Raw genomic sequence first — 23,856 nt, forward strand, 5'->3', positions numbered from 1 at the left:
CATAGGGCAATCGGAACATAATGGGAACGTCTAGCTGCCGCGGGCGCTGCTTCCGGTGGCGGGGAAGGCATAGCGGTATTCCCGCCGTGCAGGCGGCCAGCTTGCCAGGACCTTCCAGCGCCGCTCGGCCAGCCCGTCCCCTGCCAGCGCGTCGAGGAAGCCCGCGATCCGGTCCGGCGCGGGCAGCGTGGGCAGCACGGTGTCCTTGTCGCGCGACTTCGCCATGTCGTCATGCAGCGCCTCGGGGCTGGCATATTTGCTGCCGCGCAGCATCAGCGCGACGGTGACGGCGCGGGCGGCCTCCAGCTGGGCGGCGGCGTCGCCGGTCTCCAGAAGCCGCGCCTTGGCCATCTGCCGTTCGAGCGCGGAGTTGAGGTAGAGGCCGCGCAGCAAGAGTTCGCTCATCACCGTGCCCTGCAGCGTGTCCATCAGCCCGCCGCGGAAGAGCGGGATCCACAGGGCCTGGCCGATCCGCCGCACCGTGCCGTTGAAGGGCAGGAGCCCGATCAGCCGGTCGACCACCTTGGTCAGCCGTGCCTGCCCCTGGGAGAAGACCGGGGTCAGCGCGTCGTCCCCGGCGGCAGGCCAGGCGGGCTGGGGGATCTCGGGCATCGCGCCGGGATCGATCACCCGTCCCGAGGGGCCGCCATCCAGCACCGGGTTCGCCGGGTCCAGCACCAGATGGTCCTCGAGGAACTTCCGGCAGTTGAGCTGGCCGAGCAGGAAGTCGTGCTTGCGGAAGCTCTCGTCGAGGAAGCCGCCGAAGCCGTTGAGCGAGCCGCAGGCCATCGCGTTGCCGCCGGTCAGCACCGCGCCCTCGGCGGTCCGGCGCACCGGCGAGATGATGAAGCGCGAGCGGATGTCGGTATCGCTGGCCAGCATCAGCTCGGTCGGCTTGAAGCGCGCCTGCGAGATCACCACGCTGAGCAGCTTCGAGCCGATCGACAGAAGCCCCGAGAGCCGCGTCGCCGCGGCAGGCGTCAGCGGGGTGTAGGGCTCCATGTCGGGGAAGGGGTCGATCATCACGACCGCGCGGTCGGCGGTCAGGCTGGTGCGCGGATTGTCGAGAAGCGTGTTCGGGGCGCTGCCGCGCTTGCGGATCGCGAAGCGGGCATATTCGAAGGGCTCGTTGTTGATCGTGCCGCCATCGACGGCGATGTACGGCGCGGGGCTTGCGGCCGGGATGCCGTCGGGGAAGATATCCGGGATGCCGTGGCCGTCGGCGATGTCGATCGGCAGCGCCCCGCCCTGGCGCCCGCCGGGGCCCCTGGCGCCCAGCTCGGCCGCGAGCGCGTTGATGTAGCGCGCGGGCAGCGCGAAGGGGAAGGCCCCGGTCGCGATCGAGGCGACGGTGAATTTCTTCCAGTCGCCCAGATAGTCCGGCGCGGTGAAGGGGATGGAGCCGTCGGCAGCGGCCACCGCGGGGTCGAGCGTCATGCCGGCATCCTCCCAGTCCTCGAGCCAGGGCGAGGGCAGGGGCGCGCCGCTGCCGAGTTTCGGGATGCGGAAATGCCGGACCAGCCCGTGCTGGGTCATGTTGAACTTCACCCCGTCGCCGAACTGGATCTGGTTCGAGACGCCGTTCATCGCGGTGGTGGTCAGGAAGAGGTCGAACTGCCCCGAGACGAAGCTGTAGCCCTCGACCGTCTCCGTCCAGGCGGCGATGCCGCCGATCGCGCCGCTGGCGACCTTGTCGAGATAGCTGCCATTGAGCAGCGACAGCAGCGGCAGATCCGGTTCCGGCTGGAGCGGGCTGCGGTCCAGCAGCACCGGCGGCGCCTTGCCCAGGTCACTGTCCGAAAGGAGCCCGTCGCCATCCGCATAGAAGCTGAGCTGCCGCACCCAGACCTCGTAGACCGGGCCGAGCACATAGGTAAATTCCGCCGTGCCGCCGCCGTCCACGGCGACCTCGTCCCGGCGCGGCGCGTCCCAGACCGCGGCGTCCTCGCCGCGCGCCTCGAGCAGGCTCGCCACGATCAGCCCGGCGGTGGTGCCGCCTGCCGAGGTGCCGCTCATCGCCTTGACGGCAACCCGGTGCTTCGGCCCGCCGGGCTGGCCCGCGCGGCGGTTATGGGCGCGCATCGCGCGGAAGAGGTAGTCGACCACGCCGGCGGTATAGGCGCCCGCCGAGATCGCCCCGGCCATGGCCAGGCCGATGACGAAGACCGGCATGGCGCCTTCGGGGTCCGGCTGGATTTCGGGGGCGGGCGGGGTCGTTGCGGACTCGCTCATCTGTCGGTGTCCTTCTGGCAGAAGTTCCGGGGAAAACAGGTGTCTGGCAATGAATGGCGCCCCGCGGGGCAGAATGAAGCTACCCCATGGTAAAGCGCGGCGGCCGCGCCATGCAAGCAAAGGTTGCATGACGGGCGCGGCGGGCGGCATCGGCTTGCCTCTGGCGGGCGGAGCGGTTTAGCTCCGCCCCGAGGAGGCCCTCCGTGACCCGTATCCTGCACACTGCCGACATCCATCTCGACTCGCCCCTGCGCTCGCTCGCGCTGCGCAGCGAGGGCTTGCGCGCCCGCGTCCAGGCGGCGACGCGCCGGGCGCTCGAATCGATCGTCGACCTGGCGATTGCCGAAAGCTGCGCGGCGGTGCTGATCGCGGGGGATCTCTTCGACGGGGCGGGGCGCAGCGCGCGCACCGGCGCCTTCCTGATCGCCCAGCTCGACCGGCTGCGCGCCGAGGGGATCGCGGTCTTCTACATCCGCGGCAACCATGACGCGGCCAGCCCGATCACCGGCAATGTCGAGCTGCCGGGCAATGTCCATGTCTTCACCGGCCGCGGCGGCCATCGCGAGATCCCGGGCACCGGCATTCATGTCCACGGCGTCAGCTTCAGCGGCCGCCACGCGCCCGATAGCCTGCTGCCGAAATTCGGCGCGCCGGTGGCGGGGGCGGTGAATATCGCCATGCTGCACACGTCGCTGGCGGGGGCGGCGGGGCATGATCCCTATGCGCCCTGCAGCCCGGCCGAGCTGGCCGCGATGGGCTTCGACTACTGGGCGCTCGGCCATGTCCACCGCCGCCAGGTCCACGGCACCCGGCCCTGGATCGTCATGCCGGGCATGCCGCAGGGCCGCGACATCGGCGAGGACGGGCCGAAATCCGCGACCCTGATCGAAATCGGCCCGGAGGGCATCACCGCGGAAGAGCGCGTCGTCTCGCCGGTGGAATTCCTGCGCTGCCCGCTCGACATCACCGGCGTGGCCGAGGAGGACGCGCTGCGCGACCTGATCCGGGCGGAATTCGCGCGCCAGGCCGGGGCGCTGGTCTCGGAGGACGGCATCCTCAGGCTGCAGCTGACCGGCGAGAGCCCGCTCCACTGGCGCCTGCGCCGCGACCGGGCGCTCTGGGAGGAGACGGCCGAGGGGCTGGCGCGGGCGACGGGCCGGCTCTGGCTCGAGTCGCTCGATCTCGATCTTGCCGCGCCGGGCGAGGCGCGCCCGGCCGGGGCGGTGGCCGACCTGGCCGCGCTGATGGACGAGATCGCCGCCGGCGAGGCCTTCCGCGCCGAGGGCCGTGCCGCGGTGGAGGCAATGCTGTCCGAGCTGTCCAAGGTGCTGCCGCGCGCCGAGCTTGACCGCATGGCCGCCGACGAGGCCGGGCTCGCCGCGCTGGCGGAGCGGCTCCTGGCCTCGGGCGCCGAGGAAATCACCGCGCGGATGACGGGGGCGGCGACGTGATGCGGCTGCGCAGTCTCACGCTCGACATGTTCGGCCAGTTCGCCGCCAAGAGCTTCGATTTCGGCGAGGCGCCGGCCGGCGCCCCGGATTTCCACATCGTCCACGGCCCGAACGAGGCCGGCAAGACGACGACGATGGAGGGCTATCTGCGCCTGCTCTACGGCTTCCGGCCGAAGAACGAGCCCTATGATTTCCGCCATGGCCGCAGCGCGCTGCGGGTCTCGGGCGTGCTGGAAACGGGTGGCGAGCCGCGCGGCTATGCCCGCGTTCCGGGCCGCTCGGGGACGCTTCTCGATGCCGCGGGGGCGGCGCTGCCCGAGGGCGCGCTGGGGGCGCTGCTCGGCGGGCTCGACGAGGCGGCCTATCGCAGCCTCTTCTGCCTCGACGATGCCACGATCGAATCCGGCGGCGAGGAGATCGTCCGCGCCCAGGGCGAGATCGGGCGGCTGCTCTTCTCCGCGGCGGCCGGGATCGGCGGGCTCAGCGAGGTTCTGGATGCCGCGCGCGGCGAGGCCGAGGCGCTCTACATGCCGCGCCGCCGCAGCACGGAATTCGCCCGGCTGAAGGGCGAGATCGCCGAGGTCTCCGCGCAGATCGAGGCGATCGACCTGCAGGCGCCCGCGCTGAAGGCGCTGCGCCAGCAGCTGGCCGCGGCGGAAGCGGAAGAGGCGCGGCTGACGGCGGAGCGGAAGGCGCAGCATGCCCGGCGGGCGCGGCTCGCCGCCGAGATCGAGGCGCTGCCGCTTCTCGCCGCGCTCGACGGCATGGCGGCGGAGCTGGCCGCGCATCCCGGCTGGCCGCGGCCCGAAGAGGGCACGGGCGAGCATCTGGTGCAGCAGACCGGGCGCGAGGCCGCGGCAAAGGCCGAGCGCGCCCGGCTCTTGCAGGCAATTTCCGTTGGCGAGAAAGCGCTAGAGTCGGCAGCGCCCGATCCGGCGCATCTGGCGCTGGCGGAGCCGCTGGAGGCGCTAGCGGAGCTCGCCGGGCGGCAGCGACCGGCGGCGCAGGATCTGCCACGGCGGCGGGCGCGGCTTGTCGAGCTCTCTGACGAAATCCTCGCGCGGCTGGCGGGGCTCGGCATCACCGGGGCGGAGGCGCTGTCGCTGCCCTTGCCGGATGCGGACACCCTGTCGGCGCTCGACGCGGCCTTCCGCGCCCGCGCCACGGCCCGGGCCGATGCCGGGCGCGACCGGGCGGAGCGCGACGCGCTGGCGCGGCGGCGCGACCAGGCGGCGGCGGAACTTGCCGTGCATCGCGGCGCCCCGGCGCCGGGGGCCGACCTTGCCGGGCTGCTCGCCTGCCATTCGGCCGACCGGCTGGCCCCGCGCCATGCCGCGGCGCTGGCCGATCTGGCCGCGGCCGGGCGGCGGGCAGGCGAGGCGCTGGATGCGCTGGCGCTGAAGGGGCAGGTCTTCGCCGCCCCGCCGGTCCCCGCGCTGTCCTCGGCGGAGGCGGAGGCGCGGCTGGTCCGATTGCAGGAGGAGGGGCAGGCCCTGGCCGCGGCGCGGACGGCGGCGTCGGCGCAAAGCGAAGAGATCGCGGCGCTGGAGGCGCGGATCGACAAGGCGCGGCGCGGCGATGGTCCGCTGGATGACGCCGCCGCGGCAGAGCTTCTGGCCCAGCGGGACCGGCTCTGGGCGGCGCATCTTGCGGCGCTCGATCGCGGTACGGCGGAGGGGTTCGCGGCGGCGATGCAGGCGCATGACCGCGCCCAGTCCGGGCGGCTGGCCCATGCCGCGGAGCTGGGCGCGCTGCGCGAGATGGAGACGCGGCTGGCCGAGGCGCGGGCAAGGCAGACGGCCGGGGCAAAGGCGCTGGAGGCGGCCGGGGCGGCACTGAAGGACGGGCAGGCGGCCTTGGCGGCGGCGGCGCGCGACTCGGGGCTCGAGGCCCCGCTGGACCCCGCCGCGCTGCCCGGCTGGCTGCGCCGGGCAGAGACGGCGGCGGAGGCCGCGGCGGCGCTGGCGCGGGCCGAGGCGGAGCACCGGCCGGTGATCGAGGCGGCGGCGGCACTGATGGCGGCGCTCGCCCCGCATGTGCCGCGCGCGGCGCCCGAATTCGGCGAGGTGCTGGAAGAGGCGCGCCGCCTTGATGCCGCCTGGCGGGCGCATGACGAGGCCGGGCGGGCGCTGGAGGCGGGGCTTGCCGCGCTGGAGCGGGATCTGGCGGAGCGGCAGGCCGCGCTCGATGCGGCCGAGGCCGCGGCCGCGCGGGCCGGGGCCGAGTGGCAGGCGCTGGCGGGCGCGCAATTCGGCGGGCGGCTCGACCCGGAGGCGGTGACGGGCACGCTGCAGCCGCTGAACGAGCTCGCCGCGCTCGGCCGGGAACGCGCGCAGGTGGCGCGGCAGGTCGCGACGATGGAGGAGGACGCCGCGCGCTTTGCCGAGGGCGTGGCGGCGCTTGCCGGGCCGCTCGGACTGGCGGAGGCCGATCCGCTGGCGGGCTACCAGGCGCTTGCCGGGCTGCTGGCGACGGCAGAGCGCGGCGCGGAGGCCCGGAAGGCGGCCGCGGACCGGCTGGAGGCGGATCGGCAGGCGCTTGCCGCCGAAGAGGAGACGCTTGCCGGAATTGCCGGGCTGGTGGCCGATCTCGGCCGCGACTTCCCGCCCGGCGTGCCGGTGGCGACGCTGTCCGAGCTGCGCCAGGCCGTGGCGCGGGCGGGCGAGCTGGCGCGGCTCGGCCGCGAGGCGGCGGCGCTGGAACAGCGGATCTGCGCGGCGCTCGGGCTTCGGACGGCGGAAGAGGCGCGGACGGCGCTCGAGGGACGCAGCCAGCCGGAGCTGGCGGCGGAACTTGCGGCGCTGGAGGCCGGGCTCGAGCCGCTCGAGGCGGGCTACCGCGCGGCGATCGAGGCGCACAGCGCGGCGCAGCGCGATCTGGCGGCGGTCTCGGACGATGCCGAGGTGGCGCTCCTGGCGGAGCGGCGCGCGGTGCTGGAATTGCAGCTGGCGCAGACGGCGGAGCGGCATCTGGCGCTCGATCTGGGGCTGCGGCTGGCCGAGGAGGCGATCCGCCGCTACCGCGACCGCCATCGCGGCGCGATGATGGCGGCGACCGAGGCGGCCTTTGCCGAGCTGACCAATGGCGGCTATCCGCGGCTTGAAACCCGCCGCGAGGGCCAGGCCGAAACGCTCTTCGCGATCGACAGCGCGGGCACGGCGCGTCAGGCGCAGGACATGTCGAAGGGCACGCGGTTCCAGCTCTACCTGGCACTGCGGGCGGCGGCCCATGCCCAGATGGCGGCGCAGGGCACCTGCCTGCCGTTCTTCTGCGACGACATCTTCGAGACCTTCGACGAGGAGCGCACCCGCGCGGCCTGCCGGGTGATGGCGCGGATCGGCCGGACCGGGCAGGCGATCTACCTGACCCATCACCGCCACGTGGTCGAGATCGCCCGCGAGGTCTGCGGCGAGGGGCTGCGCGTGCACGAGCTGGATCCGGCGCGGACGGCCTGAGCGGGCGGAAGGGCAGGGAAGAGAGGGGCTGGAAAAAAGAAAGCGGCGACCCCAGGGAGGAGGAGGGGGCCGCCGCAGATTTTCCGCAGCTCAGGGAGGAGGAGGAGCTGCCGGAAACTTTGAATTCCGGTGGATGCCGCTGCATCCGATGACTTCAACCTACCCTTTGTGCCGCGCTGCAGCAACCGCTTTTTCTGCAACGCAGCGTTGCAGTCGCAGCATGGCGGCGGGGCGCCGCGCCAGCGCGAGGCGGACCGGCTGTTCGCGGCCTGCCGACTGTTCTTCGGCAGAGCGGGGCAGCGTTTCGCGCGCAGGCATCGCCCGCGCGCTCCGGACATGGAAAGGGCGCCCCTCCGGCAGGAGGCGCGCCCGTTGCAAGCCCTTGGGCCGGATCAGTTTCCGCGCAGGACCAGGACCGATTTGCGGGAATGCCGCAGGAGCCGCGCAGCGTTGGTGCCGAGCAGGTACTCCTTCAGCTCGGGCCGGTGGGCGCCGACCATGATCAGGTCGACATCGAGCTCGTCGGCAAGGCGGATCACCCGGTCATAGACCGTGCCGGTCAGCACATGCGGCTCGGCCTCCACCCCGGCATCGGCCAGCGCGCGCTCCAGCTCCGCCTGGGCGGCATGGCGCGAGCGCTCGCCGAAATCCTGGCCGAGCTGCGCGCCGACGATGGCCATGCCGACATCGGGCACGACCGTGACGACATGGAGCGTCGCGCCCCAGCCCGCGGCCGCCTCCTGCGCCGCTTTCAGGAGTGCCCGGGTCTCCTCGGGCACCGAGACATCGACCGATGCCAGAACTGTCTTGAACATCACTCTCCTCCTCCTTCAGAAGGCCGGCTGCGTGGCCCGCGGCCGCTGCACCATGACGATCAGCGCGAGCAGCAGGAAGGCCGGGATGAAGAACAGCTCCTTCGGCAGCCGGTCCGCCTCGATCTTGACCGAGTCGATCCGCGCGGGCTCGTCGCCGTAGAAGTCGAAGCCGTTGGCCAGCGTCTCGAAGAAGGGCGTGCCGGGGAAGGGCTCTTCGAGAAGCAGCATGCTGCCCTCCTCGAAGACCGTCAGCCCGGCCGCCTCGAGCCGCGCCATGCCGTCGCCCTCGCCCTCGGGGACGAATTGCAGCGTCGTGGTCGCCAGCTTGCCGGTGTCGAAATCGGGCGCAGTGACCTCGATCCGCGCGGGCGTGCCCGCGGGCAGGTCGCCGAGCGCCTGGATCGCCGCCGGGCCCTCGAAGACCTGGAAAGGTTCCTCGATCATGTCGAGCCAGAAGCCGGGGCGGAAGAGGGTGAAGACCACCAGCAGGATCGCCGCGGTTTCCCACAGGCGGCTTTTCGCGATGAAATAGCCCTGGGTCGCGGCGGCGAAGAGCAGCATCGCCACGAGCGAGACGCAGAAGACCAGGATCGCGTGGAAGAAGCCCACGTCGATCAGCAGCAGGTCGGTGTTGAAGATGAAGAGGAAGGGCAGCAGCGCCGTGCGGATGTCGTAGGAGAAGCCGACGAGGCCGGTCTTGATCGGATCCCCGCGCGAGATCGCGGCCGCGGCATAGGCGGCAAGCCCCACGGGCGGCGTGTCATCCGCGAGGATGCCGAAATAGAACACGAACATGTGGACCGCGATCAGCGGCACGATCAGCCCCGCCTGGGCGCCGACCGAGAGGATCACCGGCGCCATCAGCGAGGAGACGACGATGTAGTTCGCGGTGGTCGGCAGGCCCATGCCGAGGACCAGCGACAGGATGGCGACGAGGATCAGCAGGATCATCAGGTTGCCGCCCGAGATCGTCTCGATCACCTGGCCGATGATCTGGTGCGCCCCGGTCAGCGAGATGGTGCCGACGATGATCCCGGCCGCGCCGGTGGCGACGCCGATGCCGATCATGTTGCGCGCGCCCGCTTCCAGCCCCGCGACGAAATCGCCGAAGCCCATCGCGGTTTCATGCGCCAGCTCGCGGCCGCCGCGGAACATCGCCTTGAGCGGCCGGTGGGTCAGCGCGACGATGACCATGGCGATCGTCGCCCAGAAGGCCGAGAGCGCGGGGGAGAGCCGCTCCAGCGTGTCGGTGCGGATCATCAGGTTCCAGACCAGCACGAAGATCGGCAGCGCGTAATAGGCCCCGCCCAGCAGCGTCGGCGTCAGCCGCGGCGCCGCCACGACCTGGGCATCGGGATCGTCGACCTCGATATCGGGATAGCGCGAGGCCAGGTAGACGAGCGCCAGGTAGGCCAGCGCCAGCATGACGAGCGCGGCATAGATCGTCTCGCCGGGCATCAGCGGCTCCAGCAGGGCGCGGATGCCGATCACCGCCATGGTGATCGCCGCCATGGCGAGGAAGCCAGTCAGGAACAGGATCAGGATCATCGGCACGCCGATCGCGCGGCCGGGCTTCTCCAGGCCCTTCAGGCCCATCTTCAGGCTTTCCAGATGGACGATGTAAAGCAGCGCGATATAGGAGATCACGGCCGGCAGGAAGGCGTGCTTGACGACCTCGATATAGGGGATGTTGACATATTCGACCATCAGGAAGGCCGCGGCGCCCATCACCGGCGGCGTCAGCTGGCCGTTGGTGGAGGAGGCGACCTCGACCGCGCCGGCCTTCTCGGGCGAGAAGCCGATGCGCTTCATCAGCGGGATGGTGAAGGTGCCGGTGGTCACGGTATTGGCGATCGACGATCCCGAGATCATCCCTGTCATCATCGAGCTGAGCACCGCCGCCTTGGCCGGGCCGCCGCGCAGCGCGCCGAGCAGCGAGATCGCCACCTTGATGAACCAGTTGCCGCCCCCGGCCTTCTCCAGCATCGCGCCGAAGAGCACGAAGAGGAAGATCATGGTCGTCGACACGCCGAGCGCGACGCCGAAGACGCCCTCGGTCTGCATCCAGTAATGGCCCATCGCCTTCGAGAAGGAGGCGCCGCCGTAGTTGGTCAGGTTGCCGATCCATTCCGAATAGCCGCCGAAGAAGGCGAGGCAGAGGAAGAGGCCGCAGATGACGACCAGCGGCAGGCCGAGCGAGCGGAAGGCCGCGATCATCAGCACGACCATGCCGATGCCCGACATCACGATGTCGGTGGTCGACCAGAGCCCGGGCCGCTGGGCGATCTCGAAGCGGAAGACCACGAGGTACAGGCAGGCGGCCACGCCGAGGATGGCAAGGACCCAGTCATAGACCGGCACGCGGTCGCGATGGCCCATGATCGGGAAGGCCAGCGTCGCCAGCAGGAGCGCGAAGGCCAGGTGCACATAGCGCGCCTGGGCGACGATATTGGCGAATTCGGACACCCCGGTCATCTGCGCCAGCACGCCGGGCAGCTTCGAGGCGATGTAGAGCTGGAACAGCGACCAGATGATGCAGAGCGCGAAAATCAGCCGGCTGACCGCCGGTCCGGCATTTCGCGCGCCGGTATCGGCCGCGGCGACCATGTCCTCTGCTGAAAGTTCAGGCTTGTCACTCATGCGCCGGTCCCTGCTGGTTGTGTCTCTGGCGGAAATGGGGTTCGGCGCGCCGTCCTGCGGCGCGCCGGGGCGTTCGTCTCAGCGCGTTGCCGCGCCGGGGATCACTCGATCAGGCCCAGTTCCTTGTACGCCTTCTCGGCGCCCGGATGCAGCGGCGCGGAGAGGCCGTCCTTGACCATTTCCTCGGCCTTGAGATTGGCGAAGGCGGGGTGCAGGCTGCGGAAATCGTCGAGATTGGACATCACTTCCTTGGCGACGACATAGGCGACCTCCTCGGGAACGTCGATCGAGGTCACCAGCGTGGCGCCGACGCCGAAGGTGGTCACGTCATCGGCATTGCCGGCATACATCCCGCCCGGGATGGTGGCGACGCGGTAGTAGGGGTTGTCGGCGACCAGCTTGTCGATCGGCGCGCCGGTCACGTCCACCAGCTTGACGTCGCAGGTGGTGGTGGCTTCCTGGATCGCCGCCGCCGGGTGGCCGACGGTGTAGATCATCGCGTCGATATTGCCGTCGCAGATCTGCTTGGCCATTTCCGAGCCCTTGTACTCGGTTGCCAGGGCGAAATCGTCCATGGTGATGCCGAAGGCGTCCATCACGACTTCCATCGTGGCGCGCTGGCCCGAGCCGGGGTTGCCGACATTGACGCGCTTGCCCTTGAGGCCCTCGAAGCTGTCGATGCCGCTGTCGCCGCGCACCAGCAGGGTGAAGGGCTCGGGATGGATCGAGAACATCGCGCGCTCTTCGGGGAAGGGGTGATCCGCGAATTGCGAGGTGCCGTGATAGGCATGGTACTGCCAGTCGGACTGGGCGACGCCGAATTCCAGCTCGCCGGCCTGGATGGTGTTGATGTTGTAGACCGAGCCGCCGGTGGATTCCACGGCGCAGCGGATGCCGTGCTCCTTGCGCGACTTGTTCACCAGGCGGCAGATCGCGCCGCCGGTCGGGTAGTAGACGCCGGTGACGCCGCCCGTGCCGATCGAGATGAACTGCGTCTCCTGCGCGGCGGCGGCGCTGCCGATGGAAATGGTGGCAGCGGCGGCCAGGCCACCGATGATGGTGCGGAACTGCATGTTGGGACTCCCCTTGATTGTCACGTCTCTGATCGCGGTTGCTCGCGCGTCCGTGAGCGGAAAGTTTACCATGTCGCCGGGCGTGTCATCCCCAAACTATTGTTTTTTCCGGGCTGTCCAGAAGGCGGAGGTGTTTTCCCGCAGCCGGTCATAGGACTCGATTCGCTCCCGTGCGGCCGCGCCCCCGCGGTGCATCAGCATCGCCAGGAGCACCTCGATCACCGCGATCATCCCCGCGAAACAGCCGAAATTATGGGTCGACTGCACCGTCGTGACCAGCACATGCTCGGGATGCAGCCCCGGGGAAATCACCTCGCTGTCGGAAATAAGCAGGAGTTTCAGGCCCTTCTCCTGCGCGAACTGGCAGGCCTCGAGGGTCTCGCGCGAATAGGGCGTCACCACGATCGCCAAGAGCACATCGCCCGGTTTCGCGTCATTCAGATCATCTATGGCGCTATTCTGGTGCCGCGGGATCAACTCCAGGGTGGGCAGGGCCATCCGCCCGACATAATGGAAGTAGTAGGCCATCGCGTAGCTGGCGCGCACCGCGGTCAGGTAGACCCGGTCGGCTTGCATCAGCAGCTCGGTGATCGCCTCGATCCGGTCGAGATCCTGGTGCTCGAGCGAGCGCGAGACGATCCCCAGCGCATTGCCCGCGGCCGCCGCATAGACTTGTCCGAGCGCGCCCTCCTCCTGCCGCGCGGCCAGCCAGATCCGGTCCTCGCCCATTTCCGCCGAAGGCAGGAGCGCCTGGCGGAACGGATCGCGGAAGGCGGTGTATCCCGAAAAACCCAGCTTTTTAGCCATCTTAACTAAGGTGTAGGTGCTGACGCCGGCCTTGCGCGCGGTGTCGCGGATCGGGTCGATGCCGACATCGGACGGGTGGTCGATGATGTATTTCGCCGCCCGCCGCAGCTGCGGCGAGAGTGCGGCGATCTCGCCCTTCAGCTCGGTCAGGATGCGGGTCTTGCGGGTCGGGTCCATCTGCGCCTCCGGTCGGATGGACCAAACATATGTTATTTCTCCGGGATTTGACAGCACCCGTGATTTTCCGCTTGGCTCGGCCCGTGCCGGGCGGAGAGTCCCGGCCGCCTGCACCGCCAGGCCCATTCCCAAGGACGCGCCCGATGAGCCATGTCTTCCCCCGCCAGATCAAGTCCCCGCCGCCCGTCGCCGTTTCGGGCGATGGCTGCTATCTCGTCGATGCGGCGGGCAAGCGCTATTTCGACGGCTCGGGCGGGGCCGCGGTCTCCTGCCTCGGCCATGGCGATCCCGAGATCGTCGCCGCCGTCCAGGCGCAGGTGGCGCAGCTGGAATTCGCGCATACCGGCTTCTTCACTTCGGAGCCTGCCGAGAAGCTGGCCGACCTGCTGATCTCGAAGGCGCCGGGCGGCATCGACCGGGTCTATTTCGTCTCCGGCGGCTCGGAGGCCACCGAGGCGGCGATGAAGCTCGCGCGGCAGTACCATGTCGAGCGCGGCGAGAAGCAGCGGCGCCATATCATCGCCCGCCGCCAGAGCTATCACGGCAACACGCTGGGCGCGCTGGCGGCCGGGGGCAATGCCTGGCGCCGCGCGCAGTTCGAGCCGATGCTCGCCGACATGCGCCATATCGCGCCCTGCTACGAATATGCCGAGAAGCAGCCGGGCGAGACGCCGGAGGCCTATGGCCAGCGCGTCGCGCAGGAGCTGGAGGACGAGATCCTCGCCCTCGGGCCCGACACGGTCATCGCCTTCATGGCGGAACCGGTGGTGGGCGCGACGCTGGGCGCGGTTCCGGCCGTGCCCGGCTATTTCAGGCGCATCCGCGAGATCTGCGACAAGTACGGCGTGCTCCTGATCCTCGACGAGGTGATGTGCGGCATGGGGCGGACCGGACATCTCTTCGCCTGCGAGGCGGAGGGCGTGGCGCCCGACATCCTGTGCATCGCCAAGGGGCTGGGCGCGGGCTACCAGCCGATCGGCGCGATGCTGTGCACCGGCGCGATCTACGACACGATCGCCGGGGGCTCGGGCTTCTTCCAGCACGGCCACACCTATATCGGCCACCCGACCGCCTGCGCCGCCGGGCTGGCCGTGGTCACCGCCATCCTGGAGCGCGGGCTGCTCGGCAATGTGGCCGGGATGGGCGCCGCGCTGGAGGACGCGCTGCGCGCCCGCTTCGGCCAGCATCCGCATATCGGCGACATCCGCGGCCGCGGACTGTTCCGCGGGCTGGAATTCGTCGCCGACCGCGACAGCCGCAGGCCCTTCGACCGCGAGGAGGCGATCGCGCCGCGGCTGAAGAAGGCGGCCTTCGAGGCGGGGCTGATCTGCTATCCGATGCAGGGCACGCGCGACGGGCGGCTGGGCGACCACATGCTGCTTGCGCCGCCCTTCATCATGGGGCCGGAGCATGTGGACGAGATCGTCGACAAGCTGGCCATTGCCTTCGGGCAGGTCCTGCCGGACTGACCGCGGCCGGCGCACGCAGCCGTGGTTTTGACGCAGGCCGCTGCCATGCTATCCTGCCCGGGCAGATCTGACCCGGGGAGGAGACGATGCAGCCCGAACTGGAACTCCGGCGGCGCGCGCTGCGCCTGACCTATCAGCGCTATCTCGAAGCCGACCGCGCCTGGAACATGGCGCTTGACGACGTCAAGCAGTGGTTCCCGGTCGAGGACCAGCCCTATGGCGCGGTGATCGGCGAGCCCGGCTCGCCGATGCGGCGGCTCTTCGAGCTGCGCATGCGCTCGCTGGTGCAATTCGAGACCGCAAGGCAGAAGCTCGGCACCGCGCGGCGCCGCCTGGCCGCCCGCGGATAGCCCAAGGCGGGCCGGAGGGGCGCGGCCCCGCCCTCTGCCGCGGCGGAGGGGCAAGCGGCATGTGCCGTTCTGAACGGCAGACTTGATATCTGATACATGACTGTTGTAGTGTCGAGTCGCATCATTCCACTTCGGGACATGTCCATGATCACATCGGCGCAGATGCGCGCGGCCCGGGCGCTCCTGGGAATCGACCAGAAGACCCTGGCCGAGCTCTCCGGCCTGTCGGTGCCGACCATCCAGCGGATGGAGGCCAGCCCGGGCAATGTCCGCGGCGTGGTCGACAGCCTGACCCGCGTCGTCGAGGCGCTGGACCGGGCCGGGGTGGAACTCATCGGCGAAGGCGCGGCGAGCAATTCCGGCGGCCGCGGCCTGCGCCTGAAATCGGGCCCCCCGGCCCCCTGATTTCCGGCCCCGCGGCGGCGGCCTGCCGGAGGCCGTGCCGCGCTACCAGCAGGCTGCGGCCACGCATGACAGACACGACACATCCCCAGGGCGCGGCCGAGAGCTTCGCCGGCCTTTTCACCCCGAAGCTCGTCACCGTCCTGCGCGAGGGATACGGCCTTGCCGAGCTGCGCGCCGATGCCGTGGCCGGGATGACCGTAGCCATCGTCGCGCTCCCCCTGTCGATGGCGATCGCCATCGCCTCGGGCGCGACGCCTGCCCAGGGGCTCTATACCTCGATCGTAGGCGGATTCCTGGTCTCGCTGCTCGGCGGCTCGCGCTTCCAGATCGGCGGTCCGGCGGGGGCCTTCATCGTGCTCGTCGCCGCGACCATGGCGGCGCATGGCCCCGACGGGCTGATCCTGGCGACCTTCCTGTCGGGGCTGATGCTGGCCGCGGCGGGGCTCCTGCGGCTCGGCGCCTTCGTGCGCTTCATGCCCTTCCCGGTGACGGTCGGCTTCACCGCCGGGATCGCCGTCATCATCTTCGCCAGCCAGCTGCGCGAGCTCTTCGGCCTGTCGCTGGGGGACGAGCCGGGGCGGCTCCTCGAGAAGATCCCCGCGCTCTGGGAGGTCCGCGGCAGCGTCACCCCGGCGGCGGTGGCGGTCTCGGCCGCGACGGTGGCGCTGATCCTCGGGCTCCGGCGCTGGCGTCCGCACTGGCCGGGCATGCTGATCGCGGTGGCGGCGGCCTCCGCCGCGGCGGCGCTCCTTGCCCTGCCGGTGGCGACGATCGGCAGCCGCTTCGGCGGCATCCCGGCGAGCCTGCCTCTGCCGCATCTGCCCGATTTCAGCCCCGCCAAGGTGCTGGAGGTGCTGCCCGCCGCGGCCGCCTTCGCCCTCCTTGGCGCCATCGAGTCGCTCCTCTCGGCGGTGGTGGCCGACGGCATGACCGGGCGGCGCCACCGTTCCAACTGCGAGCTGGTGGCCCAGGGCGTGGCCAATGCCGGCGCGGCGCTCTTCGGCGGGTTCTGCGTCACCGGCACCATCGCGCGCACCGCGACCAATGTCCGCTCGGGCGCGCATGGCCCAGTGGCGGGGATGCTGCATGCGGTCTTCCTGCTGGCCTTCATCCTGGTGGCGGCGCCGCTGGCCTCTTTCATCCCGCTGGCCGCTCTGGCCGGGGTGCTGGCCGTGGTCGCCTGGAACATGATCGAGAAGCCCGCCATCACCATCCTCCTGCGCTCGGGCCCGGGCGAGGCGGCGGTGCTGGGCACGACCTTCCTGCTCACCATCTTCCGCGACCTGACCGAGGCGATCGTCACCGGCGTCGCGCTCGGCTCCCTGCTCTTCATCCAGCGGATGAGCCGGATGACCGAGGTGGCGCGGCAGGTGCCGCTTGCCGGGCGCGACGAGCCCGACAGTGCCCATCCCCGCGACGCCTACAGCCAGGAGGCGGCCGATCCCGATATCGCCGTCTACCGCATCACCGGCGCGCTTTTCTTCGGCGCGGCTGCCTCGATCGGCTCGGTGCTCGACCGCATCCAGGACGGGCACCGGGCGCTGGTGGTCGATCTGGCGGCGGTGCCCTTCCTCGATTCCACCGGCGCGGCGATGATCGAGGGGCTGGCGCGCAAGGCGCGCAGCCGCGGCGTGGCGCTGTGGCTGACCGGGGCGGATCCGGCGCTGTCGCGGGTGCTGGCCACTCACGGGCTGGTGGCGCCGCTGGCGCGTCCCGCGGCCTCGGTCGAGGCGGCGCTGGCGCAGATCCGCGCCGGGGCGGAGCGATGAGCCGCCGCGGCGTCACCGGCACCCAGCGGCGCCAGGGCGCGGAGGCGCGGCGCCGGCTGGCGCTCAGCGCGCTCGAGCGGCCGCGCACCCAGGCGGAGCTGCGCGATCTTCTGGGCATGAGTAATAGCGGCGTGCTGCACCTGCTGCGGCGGCTCGAGCGCGACGGGCTGGCGCGTCCGGCCGAGAAGGTCGGCTGGACCCGGATCTGGGAGAAGACCGGCTGCCGCCGCGGCTGAGACGGGCGGAGGCGCCCTGCGCTGTTGCCGCGTCCGGGGCCTCGAGGCTTGACAGGCCATGCCGCGGAATGCGTCCATGCCGCAGTGCCGTGCCGGTTCCGCACCCGGCGCGATTCCGGGGCTGGGGTCAGGGGTGATGCCATGGCGAAGGAAATCGAGCGCAAATTCCTCGTCGAAGGCGAGGGCTGGCGCCGGAACGTGGCGCGCAAGGAGCGCCTGCGCGACGGGATCGTGGCCTTTGGCGACGGCCGCAAGGTGCGCGTCCGCTATGACGGAACACGGGCGACGCTGACCGTGAAGGGCCCGCGGCGGGGCATTTCCCGCGACGAGTTCGAATACGAGATCCCGCCCGGCGATGCCCGCGTCCTGCTGGAGGAGCATTGCAGCGGCGAGATCCGAGAGAAGACCCGCCACCACCTTTTCCATGACGGCCAGGAATGGACGATCGACGAATATCACGGCGCGCTCTCGGGGATCCTGCTGGCGGAGATCGAGCTGACCTCCGAGGAGGCGCGATTCGCCCGTCCGCCCTGGCTCGGCCGCGAGATCTCCGGCCTGACGGAGCTGCGCCGCACCGCGCTGGCCGGGCTCGACCGCGCCGCCGGGGGCTGACGCGCCGCGAATCCTGATCAGGGAAGGACCTGTCCACGCTCGCTGCCATGCGGCAGGGCGTTTCTGCGTGATTGCGGGGGACTGGAAAAAAGAAAGCGGCGGTCCCAGGGAGGAGGAGGGGACCGCCGCTGATTTCCGCAGCTCAGGGAGGAGGAGGAGCTGCCGGAAACTCTAGAACTCGTGAACACAACCTGTGTCTGGTATGGAAGATAGAGTTTAAGCTGCGCCGCAGCAACCCGTGGTCTGTGCAACCCCGCCCTGAGCCATGTGCATGGCGCCGGACCGCCCGGCGGTGCGGACTTTTCCGATGATGCGGGGGCCATGCCACCGGCGCGTATCTTCGCCGGCAGGGGGACGGGAGGTGTGCCCGCCAGCCGCTGGGGGCGCGGTGGAGGCGATGCGCCCGCAGGGCGGGGCGCTGACAGCGGCACGGCCATCAGCATCGGGCGCGGCACTGGTCTTGCCCGCGCCGGGAGCCCACGCCATCCGATCCAGCTCCCGGCTTCGTTCGATGCCCGGGCTGACATGGCCGCGCCGACAAGCCCCGAGTGCGCGCGGGCGCAAGCGACGAAGGCTCAAGGGGCGTCATTCGCAGGTGCCTCCATCTTCCCGGGATCCGTTTCCGGCTCCCTTGGCGGCGGAACATGCGTTTTGAAGCACTGCGTCAGGACGAGGCTGCCTGTCGCGCGCGGTCCCGGGCATGGAAGGCCCCCCGTCGAAACAAGCTCTATCCCTTTTCGGCGATCTGCGAATTGTAGCCTGCGGCGGCCGGTGAGAAAGGCGGGGTCCGCGCGCCAGCCGCAGGTGGCCGTGGCCGCCTGGCGGGGGCTGCAAGATGCCTCTCGGGCGTCGCCAAGGCGGAAACTGCCCCATATCTGGCAGAGGCCGCTTCCAGGGGAGAGCAACTCCAGCTGTCTTCTGCATAAGTTTTCCAGGTTGCGCCCGGCGGCTTTCGCCGGACAGGCCCTGTCAGTGCGCTGCCAGACGGCGTTGCCGCTGCATTGGCCTTTCAATGGCCCGGCTGGCGGCGTCTTCGCGACCCTTCTGGCAGGGCGGGACCGACCGCGCTGAGACGGCAGGCTGATCTGGCGCATCTGCAGATACCGGAACTGACCTCGGTGCCCCCGCCTGCGGACAGGAGACAGGCGAGCGCTGGATTGGCCATCCGGCCGGGAGTCCAGCTGCGGGCTGCCCGCCCGCTGCGGTCCGGTCTCCTTCGGCGAAGCCGTCCCCCCGGGTGCAGGCTGTCGGCTGCCATCGTTTCGACTGGGGCGGGGCGCCGGGACGAGACCGATCCCTTGACCCTGCCGCTGCGCCCAAGGGTTGTGCCAGAGACGGGGCTTTTGCCCTGCTGGCCAGCCGCGGCGCAGGCGGTCGCGAGGGCGGGCGTCGCCTCGGCCATTGCCGGAACACGCCCGCGCTTCGTCATCGTGGCGCGGGGCCCGCAAGCCGCCGGAACCCGGACCCTGACCGGGCCTTCTGCGAGAGCCACGGCTTGCCGCAGGCCGAGGAATGCCGGAAACGTGCCGCCGAGGCTCAGCCGGGGGCGAGGCGGGCGAGGATCGGGGCTTCGGCAAGGCCCGCCACCGCGCCGGGCAGGCGGCCGCGGGGCATTTCGATCCGCGTGCGCAGGAAATCCCCGGCGATCTCGGGCGGCGCCTTGCGCACCAGCACCGAGGCGGCCAGCAGCAGCGCGGCATGTTCGGCGAAGCTGCGCGCCTCTGCCTCGCCGGGCAGGCCGGGCCAGCGGTCGCGGAAGGCGCCGAGCGCGCGGCGATAGGCCGGGTCGAGCGGGGCCGGGGCCTCGAGCTCGGCCGAGAGCCGCTCCGCCGCCAGCGGCACCTTCGCCAGCGTCCGCAGGATGTCGAGGCAGATCACGTTGCCCGAGCCCTCCCAGATGCCGTTGAGCGGCGCCTCGCGCCAGAGCATCGGCAGCGGCCCGTCTTCGACATAGCCGGAACCGCCGAGCGCCTCCATCGCCTCGCCCACGACCAGCGGGCAGAGCTTGTTCGACAGGTACTTGGCCAGCGCGACGCCGATCCGGGCGAAGGCCTGGCTTTCGGGATCGGGGCGGCCGAACGCGGCGGCGACATGCATCCCGAGCGCCAGGCTGCCTTCGAGGTCGAGCGCCAGATCGGCCAGCACGCGGCGCATCAGCGGCTGCTCGGCGAGCCGCCGGCCGAAGGCGCGGCGCCCGGAAACCCAGTGATGCGCCTCGGCGAGCGCCGCGCGCATCAGCCCGGCCGGGGCCAGCGCGGTGTCGAGCCGGGTGTGGTGCACCATCGCGATCACCGCCTGCACGCCGCGCCCCTCCTCGCCCAGCTGCCAGGCCAGCGCGCGGTCGTACTCGATCTCGGCCGAGGCATTGGAGCGGTTGCCGAGCTTGTCCTTCAGCCGCATGATCCGCAGCCCGTTGCGGCGGTCCTCCAGCCAGCGGGGCATCAGGAAGCAGGTCAGCCCGCCCGGCGCCTGTGCCAGTGTCAGGAAGCCGTCGGACATCGGCGCCGAGCAGAACCACTTGTGCCCGCTCAGCCGCCAGTCGGTCCCGTCGCGCTCGGCGCGGGCGGCATTGGCGCGCAGATCCGACCCGCCCTGCTTCTCGGTCAGCGCCATGCCGAGCGTCGCCCCGCCCTTCTGCGCCAGCGGCGCGACGGCGGGGTCGTAATGGCGCGACATCAGCTTCTGGCGCCAGTCGGGGAAGCCGCCCTGGGCGGCCAGCGCCGGGATCGCGGCATGGGTCATGGTCAGCGGGCAGCAATGGCCGGGCTCGACCTGGCTGGCCATGTAGACCATCGCGGCATGCGCCAGATGCCCGCCCGGCGCGCCCTCCCAGGCGGCCGCGGCATAGCCCGCGCGCTGCGACAGCGCCATGAACCGGTGATAGCCGGGATGGAACCGCACCTCGTCCAGCCGCCGCCCGCCGCGGTCGAAGAGCGCGAGCTCGGGCGGGTGGCGGTTGCAGTCCCGCGCCGCCTCGCGCATCTCCGCGCTGCCGAGCGCCTGGCCGTAATGCTCCAGCCCCTCGGCCAGCGCCGGGGCGAGCCCGTCGAGATGCGGCGCCAGCATCGCGTCGCCCAGGGCCGCGACTGGGCCGCCGAGGGGCAGCGGCTGGTTCTCGACCTCATGGGTGCCAAGCGCGGTCTCGCCGCCGGGACGGGTCATGGCCTGCCTCCTCCTCGCTGGGCCGGGCGGCCTCCCCGCCTCCCGGCATCTCCAGCCTAGGCCCGCCGTCCCGGCTGCTCCAAGCGAAACCTCGCGGCGCGCGGCTCAGGAGGCGGGATCGCGGCGGATCACGGCGGCGGGCGGACGGCGCAGCGACCAGGGCATGGCGGGCGCGCGGCCGAAGCGCAGAACGAAATCCGGCCGCCGCCCCGGCATGCCGGCCCAGTCCGCCAGCGCGCCGCGGAAGGCCGGGACCTCGACCGGCTGGTTGACCGGCGCGGTCCGCAGACCCAGCCGCGCCGCGGCCAGGCAGACGCGCTGCAGGCTGCGCCCGGTCCGGAGGCGGCTGGCCGGATCCTGCCCCGCGCCGGCGAAGACCGCGACCCCGGCGGAGGAGGCGATCTCGGCCCGCAGCTTGTTCCCTTCGGCCTGCGGGCGGAGCGCCGCGCCGAAGAGGCGCCGGCCGAGCCAGTCGGGCAGGGCGGGCGCCCCGGCCGAAGGCCCGTAGAGCCCGTCCCCGGTAGCCAGCGCCCGCGCCGGGGAGAAGCGCAGCCAGGCAAGCAGCTCGGCGCGGAAGGCGGGATCGGCAAGCTGGGCGGCGGCGGCGCTGGCCGCGATCTCCGCCAGCGCCTCCAGCGCCGTGGCCTCCGTGCAGAGGCGCAGCGCCACGCCCTGCGCCGCCCCGGCCGCCTCGAGCTGCAGGAGCTCGGCCGCGCCCGCCCGGCTGCCGTCATAGGGCCCGCGCGTGGTCTGGCGCAGGGGGATCGCCGCGGCGAGCCGGTCGGGATGCGGGCAGCTCCCCGCGGGGCCGAGCGCGATGGCGACGCTGTTGCCGTCCCACGCCGCCCGGGCCGCGATCCCTTCCGCGCTGGCTGCGAGGATCAGGTTCTCCGCCGCGCAGCCGAGGCTCAGATGCAGGTGGTGGTCGTCGGGATCGACCACCGGGGTGCGGCGCGCGGGGTCCGGCAGGATGCGGATCCGCTCCGGCGCGACGAGGAACTGCCAGGGCTGGGTGTTATGGGCATTCGCCGCGAGCGCGGCCTGGCGCACGAGCTCTTCGAGAAGCGGCGCGCCGGGGACGGGCCGGCGCTGCCGCGCGGCCTCGGCCTGCATCCGGCGCGCGGCCCCGCCGCTGCCCGGGGCGGGCAGGTCGGAGCTGGGCGGGGGCGGGGACTGTGTCATGCCGCCAGCCTAGGCCGATATCCGGCATCGCGGATTGAGCGACATCAAGGACGGCGGCCGAAGCGCTCAGTCGGAGGGGCCGTCGAAGATGCTGGCCAGCGCATTGCCCGCGGCGGGGCGCCTGCCGTATTCCACCGCCTCCTCGAGATGGCGCAGATGGCCCTCGAGCAGGCGGCAGGCCAGATCGGCGTCGCCCTGGGCGATCGCGGCGACGATGTCCTGGTGCTCGGTCGAGGCGCAGAGCTGCGCGCGGCCCGAGCCGTAGCAGCCGAGGATCAGCGCGCTGCGCAGCGTCAGCTCCTCGAGGTACTTGGCCAGCACCCGGTTGCGGCCGAGCTCGGCCAGCAGCAGGTGGAAGCGGCGCGAGAGGCGCAGCACCTGCGCGCGGCTGGCGAGCCCGGCGGCGGCGCGGGCCTCCTCGTCCAGATGGGCGCGCATCCGCGCGAGGTCGGCGGCGTCGGCATGGGCGACGGCATTGCGGCAGATCGTGGCCTCGATGGCGCGGCGCGCCTCGAAGACCTGGCGGGATTCCGTTTCGCTGGGGATGGCGACGAAGGCGCCGCGGTTGCGCACCAGCTCGATCACGCCATAGCCGGTCAGCATCGCCAGGGCGCGGCGGATCTGGGCGCGGTTGCAGTCGAAGATCGCAACGAGCTCCTGTTCGCCGAGCTTGGTCCCGGCGCGCAGTTTCTGGTCCGCGATGGCATCGAGGACGTGATGTATGATCCTGTTTTCGACCGTGTCCGTCATCGCAGGATGATCTAGCCGCTTCGCCGGGCGAAGGCAAAGCCAATCGGATCCGCCGGCGCCCTGCGCTGCTGCTGCCAAGCGCCGCAGAGCAGGCGGCGCCTGGCATCCGCATCCATCCGCGCCCGCTGGCAGGCAGGGGGACGGCCGGGGATCGGAGGGGCGTCGGAGCGGGCCGGCGTCCTCTCGCGGTCCTGCCGGGCACAGGTCCTCCGGCGCGAGGCGGCGCCCTGCAGAGCGTCCCTGACCGGATGCGGCGCATGGCGCGGGCAGTTTCCGCCAGAGCGGGAGCCCGGCCACATCCTGAGCGCCTCGGAACCCGAAGGGTCCGGACCGGTCCCGCTCTGCGCGCCGGCCCCGGTTCGCCGCCGCTGGCTGACATCCGCCTTCTCCTGCAGGATCGCGGCGCTGCGAGGCTCACTCGCCGGGCGCCCTGGAATGGGACATGCGGGGCCAGCAGTCCGCGCGACTCTGGCGATGGAGGCCTGGCGCGATCATCCGGGTGCTATCGGATCCGTGAATGCGGCCAGTTTCAGGGGGCGGGCGCCGCCAAGGCGCGTGCTGGCGGAGCTTTGAAGCGATGCCGGTGATCCTGATCTGAAGAGCGCCGGGTTCCGGAACAAGGCACGCGCGCTTCCCCGTTCCGAACGATGCGCCGCAGGTCTGTACGGGCGGACCTGCACGGGGTTGGTGGAGGAAAGAGGCCCAGGATCAGCCGATTGGCAGGGCAGATGGCGGTCCGGGCGCGGCCCGACGGATGCCGCCTTCTGTTCCCTGCCTATCCGGCGCTATGCACAAGACGGGAGACTGCGGAACAGTGCTGTCATTTGCGGGAAGCCTCTTTCCTGCCGTGACCTGCCGCAATCACGTGGTCCAGCCCCGATCTTCGTGCATGATTGGCCAAGGCGCCACGGCCTGGATGGTCTGCCGAGCTGAGCTGGGCGGCGAAGCCGGTCATTGCGTGACCTCCGGTGCGGGTGGCCGATAACCCAGCAACGGGGTCCTGGCTTTACGCGCTTTAGCCCTCATGGTCGCGAGGTTGGCCGACTGGGCCGGTGGTGCCTCCCGCGTCATTCTCCTTCGAGGGTTGCGCCAGACGGGTTGGCGCCGAGCCATTATGAATGGGGGAGAGACCAAGTGCAGGACAGCATCTTCATCGGGCTGGATGTCCGCAAGGCGATGATCTCGGTGGCCGTTGCGGCGGACGAGCGGGGCGGCGAGGTCCGCCACTGGGGCACCCTCCCCCACCGGCCCGGCCATGTCCGGAAACTGGC

The 23,856-nt window shown here is 71.4% G+C and carries 16 protein-coding genes; 8 read left to right on the forward strand and 8 right to left on the reverse strand.

The features are described from left to right. Positions 1-30 precede the first annotated feature (30 nt). The gene (locus FGX59_RS29240) at positions 31-2,232 is read right to left on the reverse strand and encodes a hypothetical protein (RefSeq protein ID WP_138471035.1); all 2,202 of its coding nucleotides are present in this window, start codon (positions 2,230-2,232) and stop codon (positions 31-33) included. Positions 2,233-2,435: 203 nt separating this feature from the next. On the opposite strand from FGX59_RS29240, the gene FGX59_RS29245 reads away from it, so the two are divergent. Together FGX59_RS29245 and FGX59_RS29250 are read left to right on the forward strand one after the other, a co-directional pair. Beyond that, positions 2,436-3,683 carry a DNA repair exonuclease gene (locus FGX59_RS29245; protein ID WP_138471037.1) on the forward strand — a complete coding sequence of 416 codons (1,248 nt, stop codon included), beginning with the start codon at positions 2,436-2,438 and terminating at the stop codon, positions 3,681-3,683. Next, positions 3,683-7,138 (forward strand): AAA family ATPase, encoded by a 3,456-nt coding sequence (locus FGX59_RS29250; RefSeq protein WP_138471039.1) that lies wholly within the window; start codon positions 3,683-3,685, stop codon positions 7,136-7,138. Before FGX59_RS29245 ends, FGX59_RS29250 begins: the two co-directional genes overlap by 1 nt. Positions 7,139-7,530: 392 nt before the next feature. Here FGX59_RS29250 and FGX59_RS29255 read toward each other — a convergent pair whose 3' ends face one another. The 4 genes from FGX59_RS29255 to FGX59_RS29270 all read right to left on the reverse strand — a co-directional run bounded on the left by FGX59_RS29255 (position 7,531) and on the right by FGX59_RS29270 (position 12,650). Continuing rightward, a complete protein-coding gene (locus tag FGX59_RS29255; RefSeq protein WP_138471041.1) occupies positions 7,531-7,953 on the reverse strand; it encodes a universal stress protein in 423 nt (140 codons plus the stop codon). Between the two features lie 15 nt (positions 7,954-7,968). Next, complete coding sequence (locus tag FGX59_RS29260) at positions 7,969-10,593, reverse strand: TRAP transporter permease (protein ID WP_138471043.1); 2,625 nt, start codon at positions 10,591-10,593, stop codon at positions 7,969-7,971. 101 nt (positions 10,594-10,694) lie between these two features. Beyond that, entirely contained in the window at positions 10,695-11,666 is a 972-nt protein-coding gene (locus tag FGX59_RS29265) for a TAXI family TRAP transporter solute-binding subunit (protein WP_138471045.1), read from the reverse strand. 96 nt (positions 11,667-11,762) lie between these two features. After that, positions 11,763-12,650, reverse strand: coding sequence for a MurR/RpiR family transcriptional regulator (locus tag FGX59_RS29270; RefSeq protein ID WP_138471047.1), 888 nt, complete (start codon positions 12,648-12,650; stop codon positions 11,763-11,765). 143 nt (positions 12,651-12,793) lie between these two features. Between FGX59_RS29270 and FGX59_RS29275 the strand changes: the two genes are divergently transcribed. The 6 genes from FGX59_RS29275 to FGX59_RS29300 all read left to right on the forward strand — a co-directional run bounded on the left by FGX59_RS29275 (position 12,794) and on the right by FGX59_RS29300 (position 17,491). Next, the gene (locus FGX59_RS29275) at positions 12,794-14,119 is read left to right on the forward strand and encodes an aspartate aminotransferase family protein (RefSeq protein ID WP_138471049.1); all 1,326 of its coding nucleotides are present in this window, start codon (positions 12,794-12,796) and stop codon (positions 14,117-14,119) included. An 86-nt stretch (positions 14,120-14,205) separates the two neighbouring features. Next, positions 14,206-14,469, forward strand: a complete 264-nt coding sequence (locus FGX59_RS29280; protein WP_138471051.1) for a hypothetical protein — start codon at positions 14,206-14,208, stop codon at positions 14,467-14,469. A 144-nt stretch (positions 14,470-14,613) separates the two neighbouring features. Next, entirely contained in the window at positions 14,614-14,874 is a 261-nt protein-coding gene (locus FGX59_RS29285; protein ID WP_138471053.1) for a helix-turn-helix domain-containing protein, read from the forward strand. A 65-nt stretch (positions 14,875-14,939) separates the two neighbouring features. Then, positions 14,940-16,643, forward strand: coding sequence for a SulP family inorganic anion transporter (locus tag FGX59_RS29290; RefSeq protein ID WP_138471055.1), 1,704 nt, complete (start codon positions 14,940-14,942; stop codon positions 16,641-16,643). Continuing rightward, entirely contained in the window at positions 16,640-16,879 is a 240-nt protein-coding gene (locus tag FGX59_RS29295) for a winged helix-turn-helix transcriptional regulator (protein ID WP_138471056.1), read from the forward strand. The genes FGX59_RS29290 and FGX59_RS29295 overlap by 4 nt, the downstream gene beginning before the upstream one ends. Positions 16,880-17,020: 141 nt before the next feature. Continuing rightward, complete coding sequence (locus FGX59_RS29300; RefSeq protein ID WP_138471058.1) at positions 17,021-17,491, forward strand: CYTH domain-containing protein; 471 nt, start codon at positions 17,021-17,023, stop codon at positions 17,489-17,491. Between the two features lie 1,536 nt (positions 17,492-19,027). Here FGX59_RS29300 and FGX59_RS29305 read toward each other — a convergent pair. The 3 genes from FGX59_RS29305 to FGX59_RS29315 all read right to left on the reverse strand — a co-directional run bounded on the left by FGX59_RS29305 (position 19,028) and on the right by FGX59_RS29315 (position 22,585). Beyond that, positions 19,028-20,653, reverse strand: coding sequence for an acyl-CoA dehydrogenase family protein (locus tag FGX59_RS29305; protein WP_138471060.1), 1,626 nt, complete (start codon positions 20,651-20,653; stop codon positions 19,028-19,030). A gap of 105 nt (positions 20,654-20,758) precedes the next feature. Further along, complete coding sequence (locus FGX59_RS29310; RefSeq protein ID WP_138471062.1) at positions 20,759-21,835, reverse strand: Tat pathway signal protein; 1,077 nt, start codon at positions 21,833-21,835, stop codon at positions 20,759-20,761. Between the two features lie 66 nt (positions 21,836-21,901). Continuing rightward, entirely contained in the window at positions 21,902-22,585 is a 684-nt protein-coding gene (locus FGX59_RS29315) for a GntR family transcriptional regulator (protein WP_138471064.1), read from the reverse strand. Positions 22,586-23,856: the final 1,271 nt, after the last annotated feature.

Origin of the sequence: Poseidonocella sp. HB161398, assembly GCF_005870025.1 — a bacterium.
Taxonomy (GTDB): Bacteria; Pseudomonadota; Alphaproteobacteria; order Rhodobacterales; family Rhodobacteraceae; genus Mangrovicoccus.